Source organism: Ensifer adhaerens, assembly GCF_002007205.1.
In the GTDB taxonomy this organism is placed as follows: domain Bacteria; phylum Pseudomonadota; class Alphaproteobacteria; order Rhizobiales; family Rhizobiaceae; genus Ensifer; species Ensifer adhaerens_D.
In genome coordinates, this window is the sequence record NZ_LAZS01000005.1 from 876,343 (window position 1) to 892,073 (window position 15,731).

Here is a 15,731-nt window from a genome sequence, read left to right on the forward strand (position 1 = left end):
TGCTCTAGAATCAGAGTGCTACAGCGTCCTTTGTGCGTTCGTATGAACGCACGGCGCTCTAGTGCCGTGCGAGCGCGCTACTTCTCGCCGCTGTCACCGGTGACGCGTCCGGCACCGGGGCTGAGGTCGGAGAGAAAGTCGCCGATACCGGGACGTTTCAGCGCGCGGAACGGCATGGGGCGGCAGAGATCCATCGCGGCAATGCCGATGCGCGCCGTCATCAGGCCGTTGATGACCCCTTCGCCCAGGCGGGCCGAGAGTTTCGAAGCAAGCCCGTGGCCAAGCACCTGCTGGATCAGGCTGTCGCCGGCAGCGATCGAGCCGGTGACGGCAAGATGAGCGATGACGTCGCGCATCAGCCGCAGGAGGCCGAGGGTGCCGGGGCGCCCACCGTAAAGCTCGGCCATGGCGCGGATCAGGCGGGCGGATTCATAGAGTACATAGCCGAGGTCGACGAGCGCGCGCGGACTGACCGCCGTGACGATCGACACGCGCTTGGAGGCTGCGAGAATGAGGCGGCGCGCCTCGCGATCGAGCGGGCTCAGCAATTCGCGTTCGGTGAGTTCGATCACGTGCGGTCCGTCGATGATCTCGCCTTCGCTCTCCTTCAGCCGCGTGCGTCCGCGCGCCGTCCGCGGATTGCCGGCCAAGAGGTGGACGAGCTTCGTCTGCGCCGCGCGCGCGGGTTTCGCATTGGCCGAAGCCGCCGCCGCTTCCGTTTCCGATTTCAGCTTCTGGATAGCGGTGAGCTGCATCAGGCCCGAAAATTCGCGGGCAACGAGGATCAGAAGTGCCAGGAGCCCGATCGCCACGACGGCGAGGGCGGTGTAGCCGAGCCAATCGGCGCGCGCGAAGAGATCACGAAGCAGGCGGTCGACCCAAAGGCCGGCAGCCAGCGACAGGATGATGCCGAGCGCGCCGGTCGCGATCTTGCCGACCGACAGGCGACGCTTTCTGGGACTTGCCTCGGGCAAAGCGAGGGCCTCGACCGCAAGCGTGGTCTCGCGGAACGGGTCTTCCGTATCGGGCGTCAGCACGACATTGTCGTCGAAACTTGCAGGCGCACGTCGCGTGCGTACCTGCGGACCGGCCTCAGGGGGCTTTTCCTCACCAACTGAAAAGGCGCCGGGGCGGCGGTTGCGACCGTTGCTGTCGTCACTCATGCGAGCCGGTCTCCGAACAGAAATTGCATGGCTCGGTCAAGCCGGATATGCGGTACCGACAGCTTCAGGCCGCCACCGGTTTCCTCAAGATGCGGGGGCCGGAAGCGAACGAAGCTGAGCTCCGGCAGCGGATGAGGGCTTTCGATATAGGTCGTCGCGCCGGACCGGGTTTCCATCGTCTTGAAGAGCACTTCAGGATCTTCCGGCAAGTCACCGGGAAATATCGCTGTTTTCTTTTCGCCGTCGAAGATTTCACCGTTGATCTTCTCGCCGGCGATCGGCGTGCCGACGATGACCGGCAGCGCATGGCCGTCGTGGTTGACGGTTGCCTCGCGGGTCGCCCGGACCGATGCGAGCGCCATGACCTCCAGGCCGGCGCCACTCAATCCGATGCTCTCGGCGGCGCGATCGACCAGGCGCGCGGCTATGCGTTCCAGCCGGTCGTGGCTCTCGTGATGCAGGTGATCCGCCTTGGTTGCGGCGATCAGTACCTTGTCGATCCGTCGGGTCAGGAAGGAGGAGAGCCAGCTGTTGGTCCCGGGGCGGAAGCAGGCGAGCACGTCGGCCAGCGCCTGTTCGAGATCGAGCAGCGCTTCCGGCCCGTTGTTGATCGCCTGCAGGGCGTCGATCAGCACGATCTGCCGGTCGAGGCGCGCGAAATGCTCGCGGAAGAACGGGCTCACGACATGCTTCTTATAGGCTTCGTAGCGCCGCTCCATCATCGCCCAGAGCGAGCCCTTCGGCGCGCGGCCCTCGGGCAGATCCGGAAGCGGCGAGAAGGTGAGTGCCGGCGAGCCCTCGAGGTCGCCCGGCATGAGGAAGCGCCCGGGTGGCAGGGTCGAGGGCGAGCGCTCGTCCGCCTTGCATGCCCTGAGATAGCCGGTGAAGCTCTCGGCGAGCCGGCGGGCGCTGCCTTCGTCGGCGGTCGCCGTGGATCCGGCGGAGGAGGCGAGCGTCAGCCATTCGGCTGACAACTTCGCACGGCCAGGCGCACGGGCGCGCGCCACGGAATTGTTGCTGAACTGACGGAAATCCTGCGCGAGCAGCGGCAGGTCGAGCAGCCATTCGCCGGGATAATCGACGATGTCGAGCGAGAGGCGGCCCGGTGAGAACAGCCGGTTCCAGCCGCTGGCGCTTTCATATTCAAGGGTGATGCGCAGCTGCGAGATGGCGCGCGTCGAGTCCGGCCAGATGCGATCGCGCACCAGGGCGGCGATATGATCCTCATACTGGAAGCGCGGCACGGCATCGTCGGGCTGCGGCTCGAGCCTGACCTTCGAGACCCGGCCCGAGCGCACCGGTTCGAACACCGGCAAGCGCCCGCCGTTCAGCAGATTGTGCACAAGCGACGAGATGAAGACGGTCTTTCCCGAGCGTGAAAGGCCGGTGACGCCAAGCCGGATCGAGGGATTGACGAGGCCGGAGGCGCGATCGGTGAGGTTGTCGAGCGCAATCAGCGCATCGTCTTTGAAGCTGGTCAGGTTAGGCGCCAAGTCTTGGTCTTTCTTGCGGCGTGTTTCCCGGGGTCGTTCGCATCATCGAGCCCGCCGAATGAGGATCGATTGCGGGCTGCCTCCGCGATATAGGCACTAATTCCGGCGCCGCAACGCGCACACGGCATTTCTTCTTTCGGCGCGCCTCTATGAGGTTGGCAACAGCAGCGATACCAGGCGGGCGGAGGCAACGTCGCCAGCCGCAGGCAGATCCACAATCGCGAGACCGGCCGGCGGATAGCCGTCGGGAAGCGCCTCGCGGGCGGCATCGTCTCCAACCAGGCGGCAGAGCAATTGTTCGATCATCGGGTTGTGGCCGACGAGCATCAGCGCGTTCACGTGCCTATGCGCGTCGATGAGATCGAGATAGACGCTCGTCGGGCCGGAATAGAGCGCATCGATGTAGCGGATATCCAGCTCTTCGCTGACGGTGCGGAAGAATGGCTCGGCCGTCTCCCGGCAGCGCACGGCTGTCGAACAAAGGATGCGATCGGGGCGGATGCCCCGGTCTGCCGCGATCTGGGCAAGCCGTTCCGCATCGACATAGCCGACGTCGTCCAGCGACCGATCGAAATCGCGCTGCCCCGGCAGCGCCCAGCCGGAACGCGCGTGCCGCAGGAGGTAGAGGCGGAGGGCCTTGGGTGCGCTGTCTTGCATCGAATGGTTCCGGCGTTGCCTGCCGGTTGCAGCGACAGGGTAGAATTTTGCCGGTTTTCACGTCGACCGGCAGACCGTCACCTTTCCCCGTACGCACCATAAAGATCAAGCTGGCCGCCGTAATTTTTCGGGGACTGCCGGTGCTGCGCTTTGCCGCGGTCGTAAATGGACGATAAAATGGCGCAAACACATCATTGTCACTTTTCAGCGAGCAGAGGCGGCGGCTTCGGTGGAAGGAAGTCGGAAATCAAGATCCGATGTGTAATTTTGATGAAATATTCGTCAGTTAGCCTGAAACGCCAGCAATATTAAAATACGGTTGAGTGTCTGTTGCGAGGCTTGAATCAAGGCTTCCATAGGTCTATACACCGCCGCAATGAGATGTTCTTCAGGAGAATCGCGTTGAGTGAGAAGATCGATCTTAGTACCTTCGTCCTGTCCGAGGACGATGAATTCATGAATGCCAACCACCGGGCGTACTTCCGGGCCAAGTTGAACGCTTGGAAAAACGACATCCTTCGTGAGGCACGCGAGACACTGGATCACTTGGCAGAGGAGAGCGCCAATCATCCGGATCTCGCAGACAGGGCTTCTTCCGAGACTGATCGGGCAATCGAGCTCAGAGCCCGGGACCGGCAGCGCAAGTTGATCTCCAAGATCGACGCGGCGTTGCAGCGGCTCGACGAAGGCACCTACGGCTACTGTGAAGAAACAGGCGAGCCGATCGGCCTGAAGCGACTGGACGCCCGTCCGATCGCAACCCTCTCAATCGAGGCGCAGGAGCGCCACGAGCGGCGGGAAAAGGTCTACCGGGACGAGTAAGCTTTCGGGCTATCGTAACAGTCTGAAAAAAGGCGCGGGTTAAACCGCGCCTTTTTCATTGTCCCGAATTTCTTCCGAGGAAAGAAGTGAAACGGCTCAGTGAAACGGCTCTTCGCTTCAACGCCCGGGCTCAGAAAACGTGCCTCGCTGCTGTTGCGATGCCTGACGATCGACGTCAGGCCGATCAGGGCTTCCGCCCTGCGGAGATGTCGGCGAGCATGCGGTTCATCTCCTCTTCGATCGTCGGCTCCTTGTGAGCGCCTTCGGCGACGGGCGCGCCCAGTGTCGGCTCCTGACGGCCGGAAAGGGTCGGCGCCCGGTTCTCCGGAGTGACCGGCGTCGCCGGACCCAGGCGCTGCAGGTCGCCGCTGATCTCGGCGTCGAGCAGGCGTTCAAAATCGGAGAGGCCGGCGGTCGGCACCGGCTGAGACTGGATGACGGCTGCTGGGCGCTGGAGCTGGGTCGGCTGCATCTGAATGGGCTGCGGCTGCACGGGCTGGGCCATGGCCGTCGGACGGCTTACGGCCGCATCGAGGTTCACCTGGGGGGCCGCAACCGCGGTTGCGGACGGGATGACCTCGGGCGCCGGCTGTGCAACCGGCCGGGCCATGGGGCGCTGCTCCGCGGAAAGGGCAGGTGCGGCTGCCGGGCGTTGTTCCGCGGCAACGCGCATGGGCGCTGCCGGCTCGACGCGGGCGATCGGCTGTTCCTCGCTCCGCGCGATGGGGCGGACCGCCGTGACGGCGACAGGCTCGGATTGGATCGACGGAGCGGGCTGCAGGGCGGGTTCGCGGACTGCCGGCGCGCTGTCGGTCGCCGGTTCGGCGACTTTGCGTTCGATAACGGCAGGGCGTTCGCTGACGGCAGGGCGCTCGTCACCGGGAGCGACGATCCGGCTCTCGATGACAATATCCGTCGGTCCGCCGATCATGATCAGATGCTCGACATCGTCGCGGCGCACGAGCACGAGACGGCGCCGCGTGTCCACGGCGGCAGCATCGAGCACGGCAAGGCGCGGCTGGCGGTTCTTGCCGCCGCGGATGAACGGCGAGGACGGACGGTTGCGCATGATCCACAGCACAGCCACGAGGCAGACAAGCCCAATCGCGACGGCCGCAGCGGCGATGACGAACCGGCTGCCATTGTCTGCGATGATCGTTTCCATCATAGGCTGAACTCCTTCTGCACTTCGAGTGGCAGTATTTGACGGCTTTTTTCGGGCTCGGACAAGGACTTCGCCGACATTCCCTGTGAATTGGCTGCAATGCTTCCGCAGAGGTGCTTTTTGCTGTTATCTCTGATTGTTAAAGATGATTCTTGTCCGAATGATCGAGGGCGCGTCGGCATTGACCGATTTGCCCGGCGGATTGAGCGGATGCCGGCCGGAAGGGCTGGGCCGCGCCCGCGCGCGGCGCCGGCCGCATAAGAGGACCCGATGACGAAATTGCGGCAGTCAGGCGACTACCAGATGCCGGTTGTTGACCGGGGCGTCAGGCCGGGGACCGTGCTGCGGATCGTGCTGCTCGCGATCGTGCTTACCGTATCGGCCATCGCCTTCGTGATCTTCCGGAACCAGATGGAAAACGAGATCGTGCTCGGCATCCTCGGCGTTCTCGCCATGGTCGGCATCTTCTTCCTGGTATCCTCCGTCATCGGCTTCATCGAGGTGATGCCGCAGTCGCGCCCGGACGAACTGGCGCGCGCCTTTCTCGATGCGCATGAGGACGGAACGATCGTCACCGACCGCAAGGGCCGGATCATCTATGCCAATGCTGCCTATGGCGCGCTGACGGGCGCCAGAAATGCCGCCGGGATCCAGTCGCTCGAAACCATCCTGTCGCGCAACCGCGAGGCGACGGAGGCGATCTACCGGCTGACCAACGGCCTGCACGAGGGCAAAGAGGGGCATGAGGAATTCCGCCTGCTGAAGCCGCTGGCGACCGGCGCCTCCAGTGGCTCCGGCGCCCATTGGTTCCGGCTGAAGGCGCGCGTGCTGCCGCTCGAAGACAGCGACCGCAACCCGCTCTATCTCTGGCAGATCGCCGACATCACCGCCGAACGCGACGACCAGGAACGGTTCTTCAAGGAGCTGCAGAACGCGATCGACTATCTCGACCACGCGCCGGCCGGCTTCTTCTCCGCCGGCCGCAAGGGCGAGATCTTCTATATCAATGCCACGCTCGCCGATTGGCTCGGCATCGATCTCACCAAGTTCCAGCCCGGCTCGATCAGCATCGGCGACCTGGTGGCCGGCGAGGGGCTGACGCTCGTCCAGGCGGTGCAGGCCGAACCCGGTCTCAAGAAGACCAAGATGCTCGACCTCGATCTGCGCAAGATGAACGGCCAGAGCCTGCCGGTGCGCATGATCCACCGTGTTTCCTCGGCCCGGGACGGGGCACCCGGCGAAAGCCGCACGATCGTCATGTCGCGCGAGGGCGGCGAGGATAACGAGCAATCGGCATCGAGCGCCACAATGCGCTTCACCCGCTTCTTCAACAATACCCCGATGGCGATCGCCTCCGTCGACGGCAACGGCCGGATCCTGCGGACCAACGCGCCGTTCCTCAAGCTGTTCTCGGGTCTCGTCTCGCAGGACGACGTCGAGCGCGGCGCGCTGATCGAGACCGTCGTGAATCCGACCGAGAAGGGCCGCCTGCACGAGGCGCTGGCGGCCGCCAAGGACCGGCAGGGCGACATCGCGCCGATCGACGCCCTGCACCCGACCGATGGCGAGCGCCATTTCCGCTTCTACGTCAATGCCGTGATCGACCAGACCGATCAGGCACCGGAGGAAGCGGCAATCATCTACGCGCTGGAGATCACCGAGCAGAAGGCGCTCGAAAACCAGATGGCGCAGACGCAGAAGATGAACGCCGTGGGCACGCTCGCCGGCGGCATCGCGCATGACTTCAACAACGTACTGACGGCGATCCTGCTGTCCTCCGATCACCTGCTTTTGTCCGCCCGGCCGGCCGATCCGAGCTTTGCCGACCTGATGGAGATCAAGCGCAACGCCAACCGCGCCGCCGTGCTCGTGCGGCAGCTGCTCGCGTTTTCGCGCAAGCAGACGATGCGACCGACGGTTCTCAACATGACCGACGTCATCGGCGACCTGCGCATGCTGGTCGACCGCATGACCGGAACCAACGTCAAGGTCGAAGTGGATTATGGCCGCGATCTCTGGCCGGTCCGGACCGATCTCGGCCAGTTCGAACAGGTTCTCCTGAACCTTGCGGTCAACGCGCGCGACGCAATGCCCGGCGGCGGCACGATCACGCTTCGCACGCGCAACCTGCCGGCGGCGGAGGTCTCGGCCTTCGGACGCCGTGAACTGCCGGACGAAGACTTCGTGATGGTCGAAGTTTCCGACCAGGGAACAGGTATTGCGCCCGAAATCCTCGATAAAATCTTCGAGCCTTTCTTCACGACCAAGGAAGTCGGCAAGGGCACCGGTCTCGGCCTGTCGATGGTCTATGGCATCGTCAAGCAGTCGGGCGGCTACATCTATCCGGAATCGGAAGTGGGCAAGGGCACGACCTTCCGCATCCTCTTGCCGCGCCATATCGAGGTGCCGGTTGCGCCCGAGGAGCCCGCGCAGGCAGGCACCGGGACCGTCGCTGCGCCGGTGGTGCAGACGATAGCGGCTCCCGTGGTCAAGACCGAGGAGCCGACCGATCTCACCGGAGATTCGGCAGTCGTGCTGCTCGTCGAGGACGAGGAGGCCGTGCGGCGGGGCGGCAAGCGCATGCTCGAAACGCGCGGCTACACCGTCTACGAGGCCGGCTCCGGCGTCGAGGCGCTCGACATCATGGACGAGCTCAACGGAGCGGTCGATATCGTCGTTTCCGACGTGGTGATGCCGGAGATGGACGGGCCGACGCTTCTGACCGAACTCAGGAAGAAGTACCCGGACCTGAAGTTCATCTTCGTATCCGGTTATGCGGAGGACGCGTTTGCGCGCAACCTGCCGGCGGACGCCAAGTTCGGCTTCCTGCCCAAGCCGTTCTCGCTGAAGCAGCTAGCGGTTTCCGTGCGCGAGATGCTCGATTCCTAAACCCGTCGTGCGTTCCGGTCGACGTGTCGAAGACGATTCCGGCGACCTCGAGCACTGCGACGGTCCAGAGGAATCAGCAATGAAAAAAGCCCGGGGCTTGCGCTCCGGGCTTTTCTTTTGCGTCTCTTGCGAGAGCCGAATGTTATTTCGCGTTGAGCGCGACGGCAATCTCGCCGGCAAGGTGGGCATTGTTCTCGACCAGCGCGATGTTGGTTTCGAGGCTGCGGCCCTCGGTCATTTCGAAGAGATTGCTGAGCAGGTAGGGCGTCACGGCCTTGCCTGTGATCTCGTCGTTCTCTGCGTTGTCGAGCGCGCGGGCGATGTAGATCTCCATTTCCTCGCGCGGGATCTCGGCAGCCTCCGGAACCGGATTGGCGACCAGCATGCCGCCTTCGACGCCGAGCAGTTCGCGCATCTTCTGGAAGTTGGCGATGGCCGCCGGGCTGTTCAGCATCAGCGGGCTCTTCAGGCCGCTGTCGCGCGACCAGAAGGCCGGGAAGATTTCGCTGTCATAGGTGACGACCGGAACGCCGCGGGTTTCGAGCACTTCGAGCGTCTTCGGAATGTCGAGGATCGCCTTGGCGCCGGCGCAGACGACGATGACGCCGGTGCGGGCGAGTTCGTCGAGGTCGGCCGAGATGTCGAAGCTGAGTTCAGCGCCGCGATGCACGCCACCGATACCGCCGGTCGCAAAGACGCGAATGCCGGCGCGGGCAGCCGCAATCATCGTCGCGGCAACGGTGGTCGCACCGGTGCGGCGCTCGGCGATCGCGAAGGCGAGATCGGCGCGCGAGACCTTCATTGCGCCCTGCGTCTTTGCCAGCTCTTCGAGCTTGGCGTCGTCAAGACCGATATGCAGCACGCCATGGATGACGGCGATCGTCGCCGGCACGGCACCCTGTTCGCGGATGATCGCTTCGACGCTGCGGGCCATGTTCAGGTTGCCCGGATAGGGCATGCCATGGGTGATGATGGTCGATTCCAGCGCCACGATCGGCGCGCCACGCGCCTTGGCGGCTGCGACCTCGTCGGAATATTCCATCGGCAGGAAGGGGGAAGCGGGTTTGGTCATGGTCTTTCCTTGGGAGTTCTGCTGGCAACTGTCATGACAGCATTTGCGGCGCCGGCACAAGAGCGAGCGCCTGTTCGAGATTGGCCGCGGACATCTCTTCGGATGCCGCCAGCGGAGAGCGCAACGTTAATCCCGCGGCTGCGATGCCGTGCCGCAGGCAATCGTCGATGCCATGGCCACTGAGACGGGCCGAGAGGAAGCCGGAGGCGAGCGCGTCGCCGGCGCCTGTGACGTCGGCAAGTGCGGGCAGGGCCGGCGGCACGACGATGCAGGTCCTTTCGCCCTCGAAGGCGACAACCGCCCGGCCGCCACGGGTCACGACGCCGCCGTTGATGCCGAGGCCTCTCAGCAGCGATGGCCACTCTTCCGCCTCGGCTGCCTCCTTGCCGGTCAGCGCCCGGGCCTCGGATTCGTTCATGAACAGGAACGAGAGGTGCGAGAGGCACGGCCGGTAGCGAACCACCTTGGCGGGCGAAACGGCAATGCCGGCGACGAGGTGGCCCTGGCTTGCCGCCGACTGCGCGAGGGCCGCGATGGTTTCTTCCGGCAGATTGGCATCGGTCAGCACGAGCCTGCTCGTGGCGACGACCTCGCGCAACGAGCGCCGTTGCAACTGCCGCGGCGAAAACAGCCGGTAGAGTTCCATGTCGGCAAGCGCGATCACCAGATTGCCGTCGTTTTCGAGGATGGCCGTGTAGCTCGGCGTCTGGCGGTCGAGGAAGGTGAGGGGACTGTCGATGACCCCGGCAGCCGCTGCCGCTGCCGTCACCATCTCGCCGGCCGCATCACCCCCGCGGGTGCTGATCATGCGCACGCTGTGGCCGAGGCGCGCGAGGTTGCGCGCGGCGTTGAAGCCTCCGCCGCCTGCCTCTTCGAACCAGGTTCCCGGATTGCTGGACCCGGGCGCTGTCGTTCCCGCTATGCGGCCGCGCCTGTCGATATGCGCGCCACCGAAAACGGCGATCTCAGCTTGCGTCATGAATGTTCCTCTGCTTGGCCCGTCGGCCGAATTTCTGTTGGCTCCCTGCCATTTCGGGGCGCGAATCCCAACTGCCCGATGCCGCGGGTGTCCTCGATGCGGGCGAATCGATCGAGCCTTGCCGGGCAGGTCCGAAGGGGCAAGGCCCGCGCCTGAGAACCTATGGTTTCAATCCGTGAACAAGAATCGAACGAAAGTCAGATAGTTGTTGTTTTTCAATGCATTGTCCTGCCCTTGCAAATACGGAACAAAACATGTACAAAAACTCCTGCGGCGGCTTCATTGCCTCAGTAGCTTCAATAACCTAAAGGTGGACGAAATGGCACAAAACTCTTTGCGGCTCGTAGAGGACAAATCGGTGGATAAAAGCAAGGCACTTGAAGCGGCACTTTCCCAGATCGAACGGTCGTTCGGCAAGGGATCGATCATGAAGCTCGGTGGGAAGGACAGCATTATCGAGATCGAGACGGTTTCGACCGGCTCTCTCAGCCTCGACATCGCGCTCGGCATCGGCGGCCTGCCGAAGGGCCGCATCGTTGAAATTTACGGCCCGGAAAGCTCGGGCAAGACGACGCTGGCGCTGCAGACCGTCGCGGAAGCACAGAAGAAGGGCGGCATCTGCGCCTTCGTCGACGCCGAACACGCACTCGATCCGGTCTATGCCCGCAAGCTCGGCGTTGATCTCGAAAACCTGCTGATCTCGCAGCCCGACACCGGCGAGCAGGCACTCGAAATCACCGACACGCTGGTGCGCTCCGGCGCGATCGACGTTCTCGTCGTCGACTCCGTTGCAGCGCTCGTGCCGCGCGCCGAAATCGAAGGCGAAATGGGCGACAGCCTGCCGGGCATGCAGGCCCGCCTGATGAGCCAGGCGCTGCGCAAGCTGACCGCTTCGATCTCCAAGTCGAACTGCATGGTCATCTTCATCAACCAGATCCGCATGAAGATCGGCGTCATGTTCGGTTCGCCGGAAACCACCACCGGCGGCAACGCGCTGAAGTTCTACGCTTCGGTCCGCCTCGACATCCGCCGCATCGGTTCGGTCAAGGAGCGCGAAGAGGTCGTGGGCAACCAGACCCGCGTCAAGGTCGTCAAGAACAAGATGGCGCCTCCCTTCAAGCAGGTCGAATTCGACATCATGTATGGCGAAGGCGTGTCGAAGACCGGCGAGCTGGTCGACCTTGGCGTCAAGGCCGGCATCGTCGAAAAGTCGGGCGCCTGGTTCTCCTATAACAGCCAGCGTCTCGGCCAGGGCCGCGAGAACGCCAAGACGTTCCTGCGCGACAATCCGGATCTGGCGCGCGAGATCGAGACGGCGCTGCGCCAGAACGCCGGCCTGATCGCCGACCGGTTCCTTGAGAATGGCGGCCCGGAAGCGGACGACGGTGACGAGCCGCCGGAAGCATAAGCCGCTCGGTCCACTAAGGTTACCCAAAAACCGGTCGTCCGATGGGCGGCCGGTTTTTTGCTGGCGTCTGGACAGTCGGATATGTGAGCGATAAAAGCCTTTGGTTCCGGCGACCCAGCGCGTTGGAGGGTGCGGTCGCCATGGGTGGCCGCAGGGTTTAGGGACAATGGCTTAGTGGCGCGGCGTGGGCCGGACCCAGGCCGGAATCGGTGCTTAAGAATAGGACGCAAGATGAGCGGCGTGAATGAAATCCGGTCGACCTTTCTCGACTATTTCCGCAGGAACGGTCACGAGGTCGTGTCGTCGAGCCCGTTGGTGCCGCGCAACGACCCGACATTGATGTTCACCAATGCCGGCATGGTGCAGTTCAAGAACGTCTTCACCGGTCTGGAGCAGCGTCCCTATTCGACGGCCGTGACGGCGCAGAAATGCGTTCGCGCCGGCGGCAAGCACAACGACCTCGACAATGTCGGCTACACCGCGCGCCACCACACCTTCTTCGAGATGCTCGGCAACTTCTCCTTCGGCGATTACTTCAAGGAGAACGCCATCGAGCTCGCCTGGAACCTGATCACCAAGGAATATGGCCTCGACGCCAAACGCCTGCTGGTGACGGTCTACCACACCGACGATGAGGCCTTCGATCTCTGGAAGAAGATCGCCGGCTTCTCCGACGACCGTATCATCCGCATCCCGACCAGCGACAATTTCTGGGCCATGGGCGATACCGGCCCCTGCGGCCCGTGCTCGGAAATCTTCTACGACCACGGCGACCACATCTGGGGCGGACCTCCGGGCTCGGCCGACGAAGACGGCGACCGCTTCATCGAGATCTGGAACCTCGTCTTCATGCAGTACGAGCAGATCACCAAGGAAGAGCGGGTCAACCTGCCGCGTCCGTCGATCGACACCGGCATGGGCCTCGAGCGCCTGGCAGCCGTGCTTCAGGGCGAACACGACAACTACGACATCGACCTGTTCCGCGCGCTGATCGCCGCTTCGGAAGAGGCAACCGGCGTCAAGGCCGATGGTGACCGTCGCGCCAGCCATCGCGTCATTGCCGACCACCTGCGTTCGTCCGCCTTCCTGATTGCCGACGGCGTGCTGCCGTCGAACGAAGGCCGCGGTTACGTTCTGCGCCGCATCATGCGCCGCGCCATGCGTCACGCCCAGCTGCTCGGCGCCCAGGATCCGTTGATGTGGAAGCTCTTGCCGGCGCTTGTCGGCCAGATGGGCCGCGCCTATCCGGAACTGGTGCGCGCCGAAGCGCTGATCTCCGAGACGCTGAAGCTTGAAGAAACGCGTTTCCGCAAGACGCTGGAGCGCGGCCTGAACCTCTTGTCCGACGCCTCGGCCGGTCTGTCGGAAGGCGACCAGTTCAACGGCGAGACCGCCTTCAAGCTCTACGACACCTACGGTTTTCCGCTCGACCTGACCCAGGACGCGCTGCGCGCCAAGGGCATCACCGTCGACACCGACGCCTTCTCGGTTGCCATGGAGCGCCAGAAGGCCGAAGCCCGCGCCAACTGGGCCGGTTCCGGCGAAGCCGCGACCGAGACCATCTGGTTCGAGCTCAAGGAAAAGCACGGCGCCACCGACTTCCTCGGCTATGACACCGAGACCGCCGAAGGCGTGATCCAGGCGATCGTGCGCGATGGCGCTGTCGTAGCAACCGCCGCCAAGGGCGACACGGTGCAGGTGGTGCTCAACCAGACGCCGTTCTACGGCGAGTCGGGCGGCCAGATGGGCGACACCGGCACGATCACGACCGAAGGTGGCAAGCTCACCGTGACCGACACGCAGAAGCGCGGCGAGGGACTGTTCGTCCACTTCGCGACCGTCGCCGAAGGTTCGGTCAAGACCGGTGACGCCGCCCAGCTCGATGTCGACCACGCTCGCCGTTCGCGCCTTCGCGCCAACCACTCGGCAACCCACCTCCTGCATGAGGCGCTGCGCGAAGTGCTCGGCACCCATGTGGCCCAGAAGGGTTCGCTGGTGGCGCCGGAACGCCTGCGCTTCGACGTTTCGCATCCCAAGCCGATGACGGCGGAGGAACTGAAGGTCGTCGAGGAAATGGCCAACGAGATCATCGTGCAGAACACGCCGGTGACCACGCGCCTGATGAGCGTCGACGACGCGATCGCCGAAGGTGCGATGGCGCTCTTCGGTGAGAAATACGGCGACGAGGTTCGCGTTGTCTCGATGGGCCGCGGCATCCACGGCTCCAAAGCCAACCGTGCCTACTCCGTCGAACTCTGCGGTGGCACCCATGTGTCTGCCACCGGTGACATCGGCCTCGTCCGTGTCGTTTCCGAAAGCGCCGTCGGCGCCGGCGTTCGTCGCCTCGAGGCGCTGACCGGCGAGGCCGCGCGCGCCTACCTCAACGAGCAGGACGAGCGCGTGAAGACGCTTGCCAACACGCTGAAGGTTCAGCCGGGCGACGTGCTCGGCCGCGTCGAGGCGCTGCTCGACGAGCGCCGCAAGCTGGAACGCGAGCTGACTGAGGCCAAGAAGAAGCTGGCACTCGGTGGTGGCGGCGAAGCGGGTTCGGCCGATGCCGCCCGCGATATCGCCGGCGTGCGTTTCCTCGGCAAGGTCGTCTCGGGCGTCGAGCCGAAGGATCTGAAGAGCCTTGCCGACGACGGCAAGAAGAGCCTCGGCTCCGGCGTCGTCGCCTTCGTCGGCGTTTCCGGCGACGGCAAGGCCAGCGCCGTCGTGGCCGTCACCGACGACCTGACCTCGAAGCTCAGCGCCGTCGATCTGGTGCGCGTTGCCTCCGCCGCTCTCGGCGGCAAGGGCGGCGGCGGCCGTCCCGACATGGCCCAGGCCGGCGGCCCGGATGGCGACAAGGCAGCCGAAGCGATCGAGGCCGTAGCCGTGGCACTCGCCGGCTGATTGCCATTGACAGCAGAATAGGAAGAGGGCGTCCGTGGTGGCGCCCTTTTTTTTGCATCGGATGCGGAGGCGCAGCTTCACGGTCGCGGTCCCGCAAACCGAGCCGGGCCGCGCACGTCATGGCCCGCCCGGATCACCGGCCCCCAGGAACAGAGCCTCCGCGCCGCAGTCGCAATTCTCCGTCGGAGCACGCGCTCGCAACTCCGCAGGATTTGTCAAATTGAGCTATGGTTTACCGATCCGTGAGCAAAGCACGAAAGGTTGGACATGGAAGAGCGGGTAGCCTGGGCGACCTATGAACGGCGCCTGCACCGGGTCAGCGACTACATCTACGGTCATCTCGACGGCGATCTCGATCTCGATCGCCTCTCTGAGATTGCCTGTCTGTCGCCGCACCACTGGCACCGGATCTACCGTGCGGTCCATGGCGAGACTTTGGCCGGGACGGTGAAGCGGCTGCGTCTGCAGCGGGCCGCGGCCGATCTCGCCCAGACCGATCTTCCTGTCGAAGCGATCGCGCAGCGCTCTGGCTATCCCAATCTGCAATCCTTCAACCGCACCTTCAAGGCCGCATACGGGCTGCCGCCGGCGCGCTATCGCAAGGAGGGGAGCCATGTCGCCTTTGCAACCGCTTCAACGGAAGGAATTCCAGACATGTATGAAGTTACCCTCAAGGACGTCGAAGCCTTCGATCTCGTCGGCGTCGCCCACACCGGCTCCTATATGGAAATCGGACGGGCGTTCGAGACGCTCTACGGCACGTTGTTTTCACGGCAATTGTTCCGGCCGGAGATGGAGATGATCGGCATCTACCTCGACGACCCGGAACTGGTGCCGGCCGACAAGCTGCGCTCCTTTGCCTGCGTCAGCGCGCGCGAACCGGTGCCAGCGGACACTCCTTTGACGTCGCAGCACCTCCACGGCGGCCGTTACGCGGTGCTGCGCCACAAGGGCCCCTACGCGGATATGCCGAAGGCGTATCAATGGCTCTACGGCACCTGGCTGCCGCAGTCGGGTCGCGAGATCCGCGACAGCCTGATGTTCGAGAAATATCTCAACAATCCCCGCGAAGTCCCGCCGACGGAGCTCCTGAGCGAGATCTACTTGCCATTGAAGTGACTGATATCCAGTCGCCGGTCCGGAATTGACGAATCAGCGGCTCGGCGGCACCTTTGGTTCGGCGTGGCC

11 protein-coding genes are annotated in these 15,731 nt (G+C 64.2%); 5 read left to right on the plus strand and 6 right to left on the minus strand.

The window, feature by feature from the left end; translation table 11 throughout:
• Positions 1-77 precede the first annotated feature (77 nt).
• The 3 genes from XB14_RS08075 to XB14_RS08085 form a co-directional block, all read right to left on the minus strand.
• A complete protein-coding gene (locus tag XB14_RS08075; protein ID WP_077961111.1) occupies positions 78-1,163 on the minus strand; it encodes a YcjF family protein in 1,086 nt (361 codons plus the stop codon).
• Positions 1,160-2,656 (minus strand): YcjX family protein, encoded by a 1,497-nt coding sequence (locus tag XB14_RS08080; protein ID WP_077961112.1) that lies wholly within the window; start codon positions 2,654-2,656, stop codon positions 1,160-1,162. Before XB14_RS08080 ends, XB14_RS08075 begins: the two co-directional genes overlap by 4 nt.
• Before the next feature lie 147 nt (positions 2,657-2,803).
• On the minus strand, positions 2,804-3,313 hold the full coding sequence (locus XB14_RS08085) for a SixA phosphatase family protein (RefSeq protein WP_077961113.1): 510 nt from the start codon (positions 3,311-3,313) through the stop codon (positions 2,804-2,806).
• A gap of 402 nt (positions 3,314-3,715) precedes the next feature.
• On the opposite strand from XB14_RS08085, the gene dksA reads away from it, so the two are divergent.
• The gene (dksA, locus tag XB14_RS08090; protein ID WP_034794589.1) at positions 3,716-4,135 is read left to right on the plus strand and encodes an RNA polymerase-binding protein DksA; all 420 of its coding nucleotides are present in this window, start codon (positions 3,716-3,718) and stop codon (positions 4,133-4,135) included.
• Positions 4,136-4,319: 184 nt separating this feature from the next.
• Here dksA and XB14_RS08095 read toward each other — a convergent pair whose 3' ends face one another.
• Positions 4,320-5,303 carry a flagellar biosynthetic protein FliO gene (locus XB14_RS08095; RefSeq protein ID WP_077961114.1) on the minus strand — a complete coding sequence of 328 codons (984 nt, stop codon included), beginning with the start codon at positions 5,301-5,303 and terminating at the stop codon, positions 4,320-4,322.
• Between the two features lie 267 nt (positions 5,304-5,570).
• Here XB14_RS08095 and cckA point away from each other — a divergent pair, with 267 nt between their 5' ends.
• Positions 5,571-8,189, plus strand: a complete 2,619-nt coding sequence (cckA, locus tag XB14_RS08100; RefSeq protein ID WP_077961115.1) for a cell cycle histidine kinase CckA — start codon at positions 5,571-5,573, stop codon at positions 8,187-8,189.
• A 142-nt stretch (positions 8,190-8,331) separates the two neighbouring features.
• Here cckA and XB14_RS08105 read toward each other — a convergent pair whose 3' ends face one another.
• Together XB14_RS08105 and XB14_RS08110 are read right to left on the minus strand one after the other, a co-directional pair.
• On the minus strand, positions 8,332-9,261 hold the full coding sequence (locus XB14_RS08105; protein WP_077961116.1) for a pseudouridine-5'-phosphate glycosidase: 930 nt from the start codon (positions 9,259-9,261) through the stop codon (positions 8,332-8,334).
• Between the two features lie 31 nt (positions 9,262-9,292).
• Entirely contained in the window at positions 9,293-10,240 is a 948-nt protein-coding gene (locus XB14_RS08110) for a carbohydrate kinase family protein (protein WP_077961117.1), read from the minus strand.
• 319 nt (positions 10,241-10,559) lie between these two features.
• Between XB14_RS08110 and recA the strand changes: the two genes are divergently transcribed.
• The 3 genes from recA to XB14_RS08125 all read left to right on the plus strand — a co-directional run bounded on the left by recA (position 10,560) and on the right by XB14_RS08125 (position 15,662).
• Positions 10,560-11,648 (plus strand): recombinase RecA, encoded by a 1,089-nt coding sequence (recA, locus tag XB14_RS08115; RefSeq protein WP_043614579.1) that lies wholly within the window; start codon positions 10,560-10,562, stop codon positions 11,646-11,648.
• A 231-nt stretch (positions 11,649-11,879) separates the two neighbouring features.
• Entirely contained in the window at positions 11,880-14,543 is a 2,664-nt protein-coding gene (alaS, locus tag XB14_RS08120; protein WP_077961118.1) for an alanine--tRNA ligase, read from the plus strand.
• A 267-nt stretch (positions 14,544-14,810) separates the two neighbouring features.
• A complete protein-coding gene (locus XB14_RS08125) occupies positions 14,811-15,662 on the plus strand; it encodes an AraC family transcriptional regulator (protein WP_077961119.1) in 852 nt (283 codons plus the stop codon).
• The last annotated feature ends 69 nt before the right edge of the window (positions 15,663-15,731 follow it).

Coding starts and splice junctions, on each gene's coding strand:
- cckA (WP_077961115.1), top strand. CDS start 5,571: ATGACGAAATTGCGGCAGTCAGGCGACTACCAGATGCCGGTTGTTGAC.
- XB14_RS08110 (WP_077961117.1), bottom strand. CDS start 10,240: ATGACGCAAGCTGAGATCGCCGTTTTCGGTGGCGCGCATATCGACAGG.
- XB14_RS08125 (WP_077961119.1), top strand. CDS start 14,811: ATGGAAGAGCGGGTAGCCTGGGCGACCTATGAACGGCGCCTGCACCGG.
- XB14_RS08085 (WP_077961113.1), bottom strand. CDS start 3,313: ATGCAAGACAGCGCACCCAAGGCCCTCCGCCTCTACCTCCTGCGGCAC.
- XB14_RS08105 (WP_077961116.1), bottom strand. CDS start 9,261: ATGACCAAACCCGCTTCCCCCTTCCTGCCGATGGAATATTCCGACGAG.
- alaS (WP_077961118.1), top strand. CDS start 11,880: ATGAGCGGCGTGAATGAAATCCGGTCGACCTTTCTCGACTATTTCCGC.
- XB14_RS08075 (WP_077961111.1), bottom strand. CDS start 1,163: ATGAGTGACGACAGCAACGGTCGCAACCGCCGCCCCGGCGCCTTTTCA.
- recA (WP_043614579.1), top strand. CDS start 10,560: ATGGCACAAAACTCTTTGCGGCTCGTAGAGGACAAATCGGTGGATAAA.
- XB14_RS08095 (WP_077961114.1), bottom strand. CDS start 5,303: ATGATGGAAACGATCATCGCAGACAATGGCAGCCGGTTCGTCATCGCC.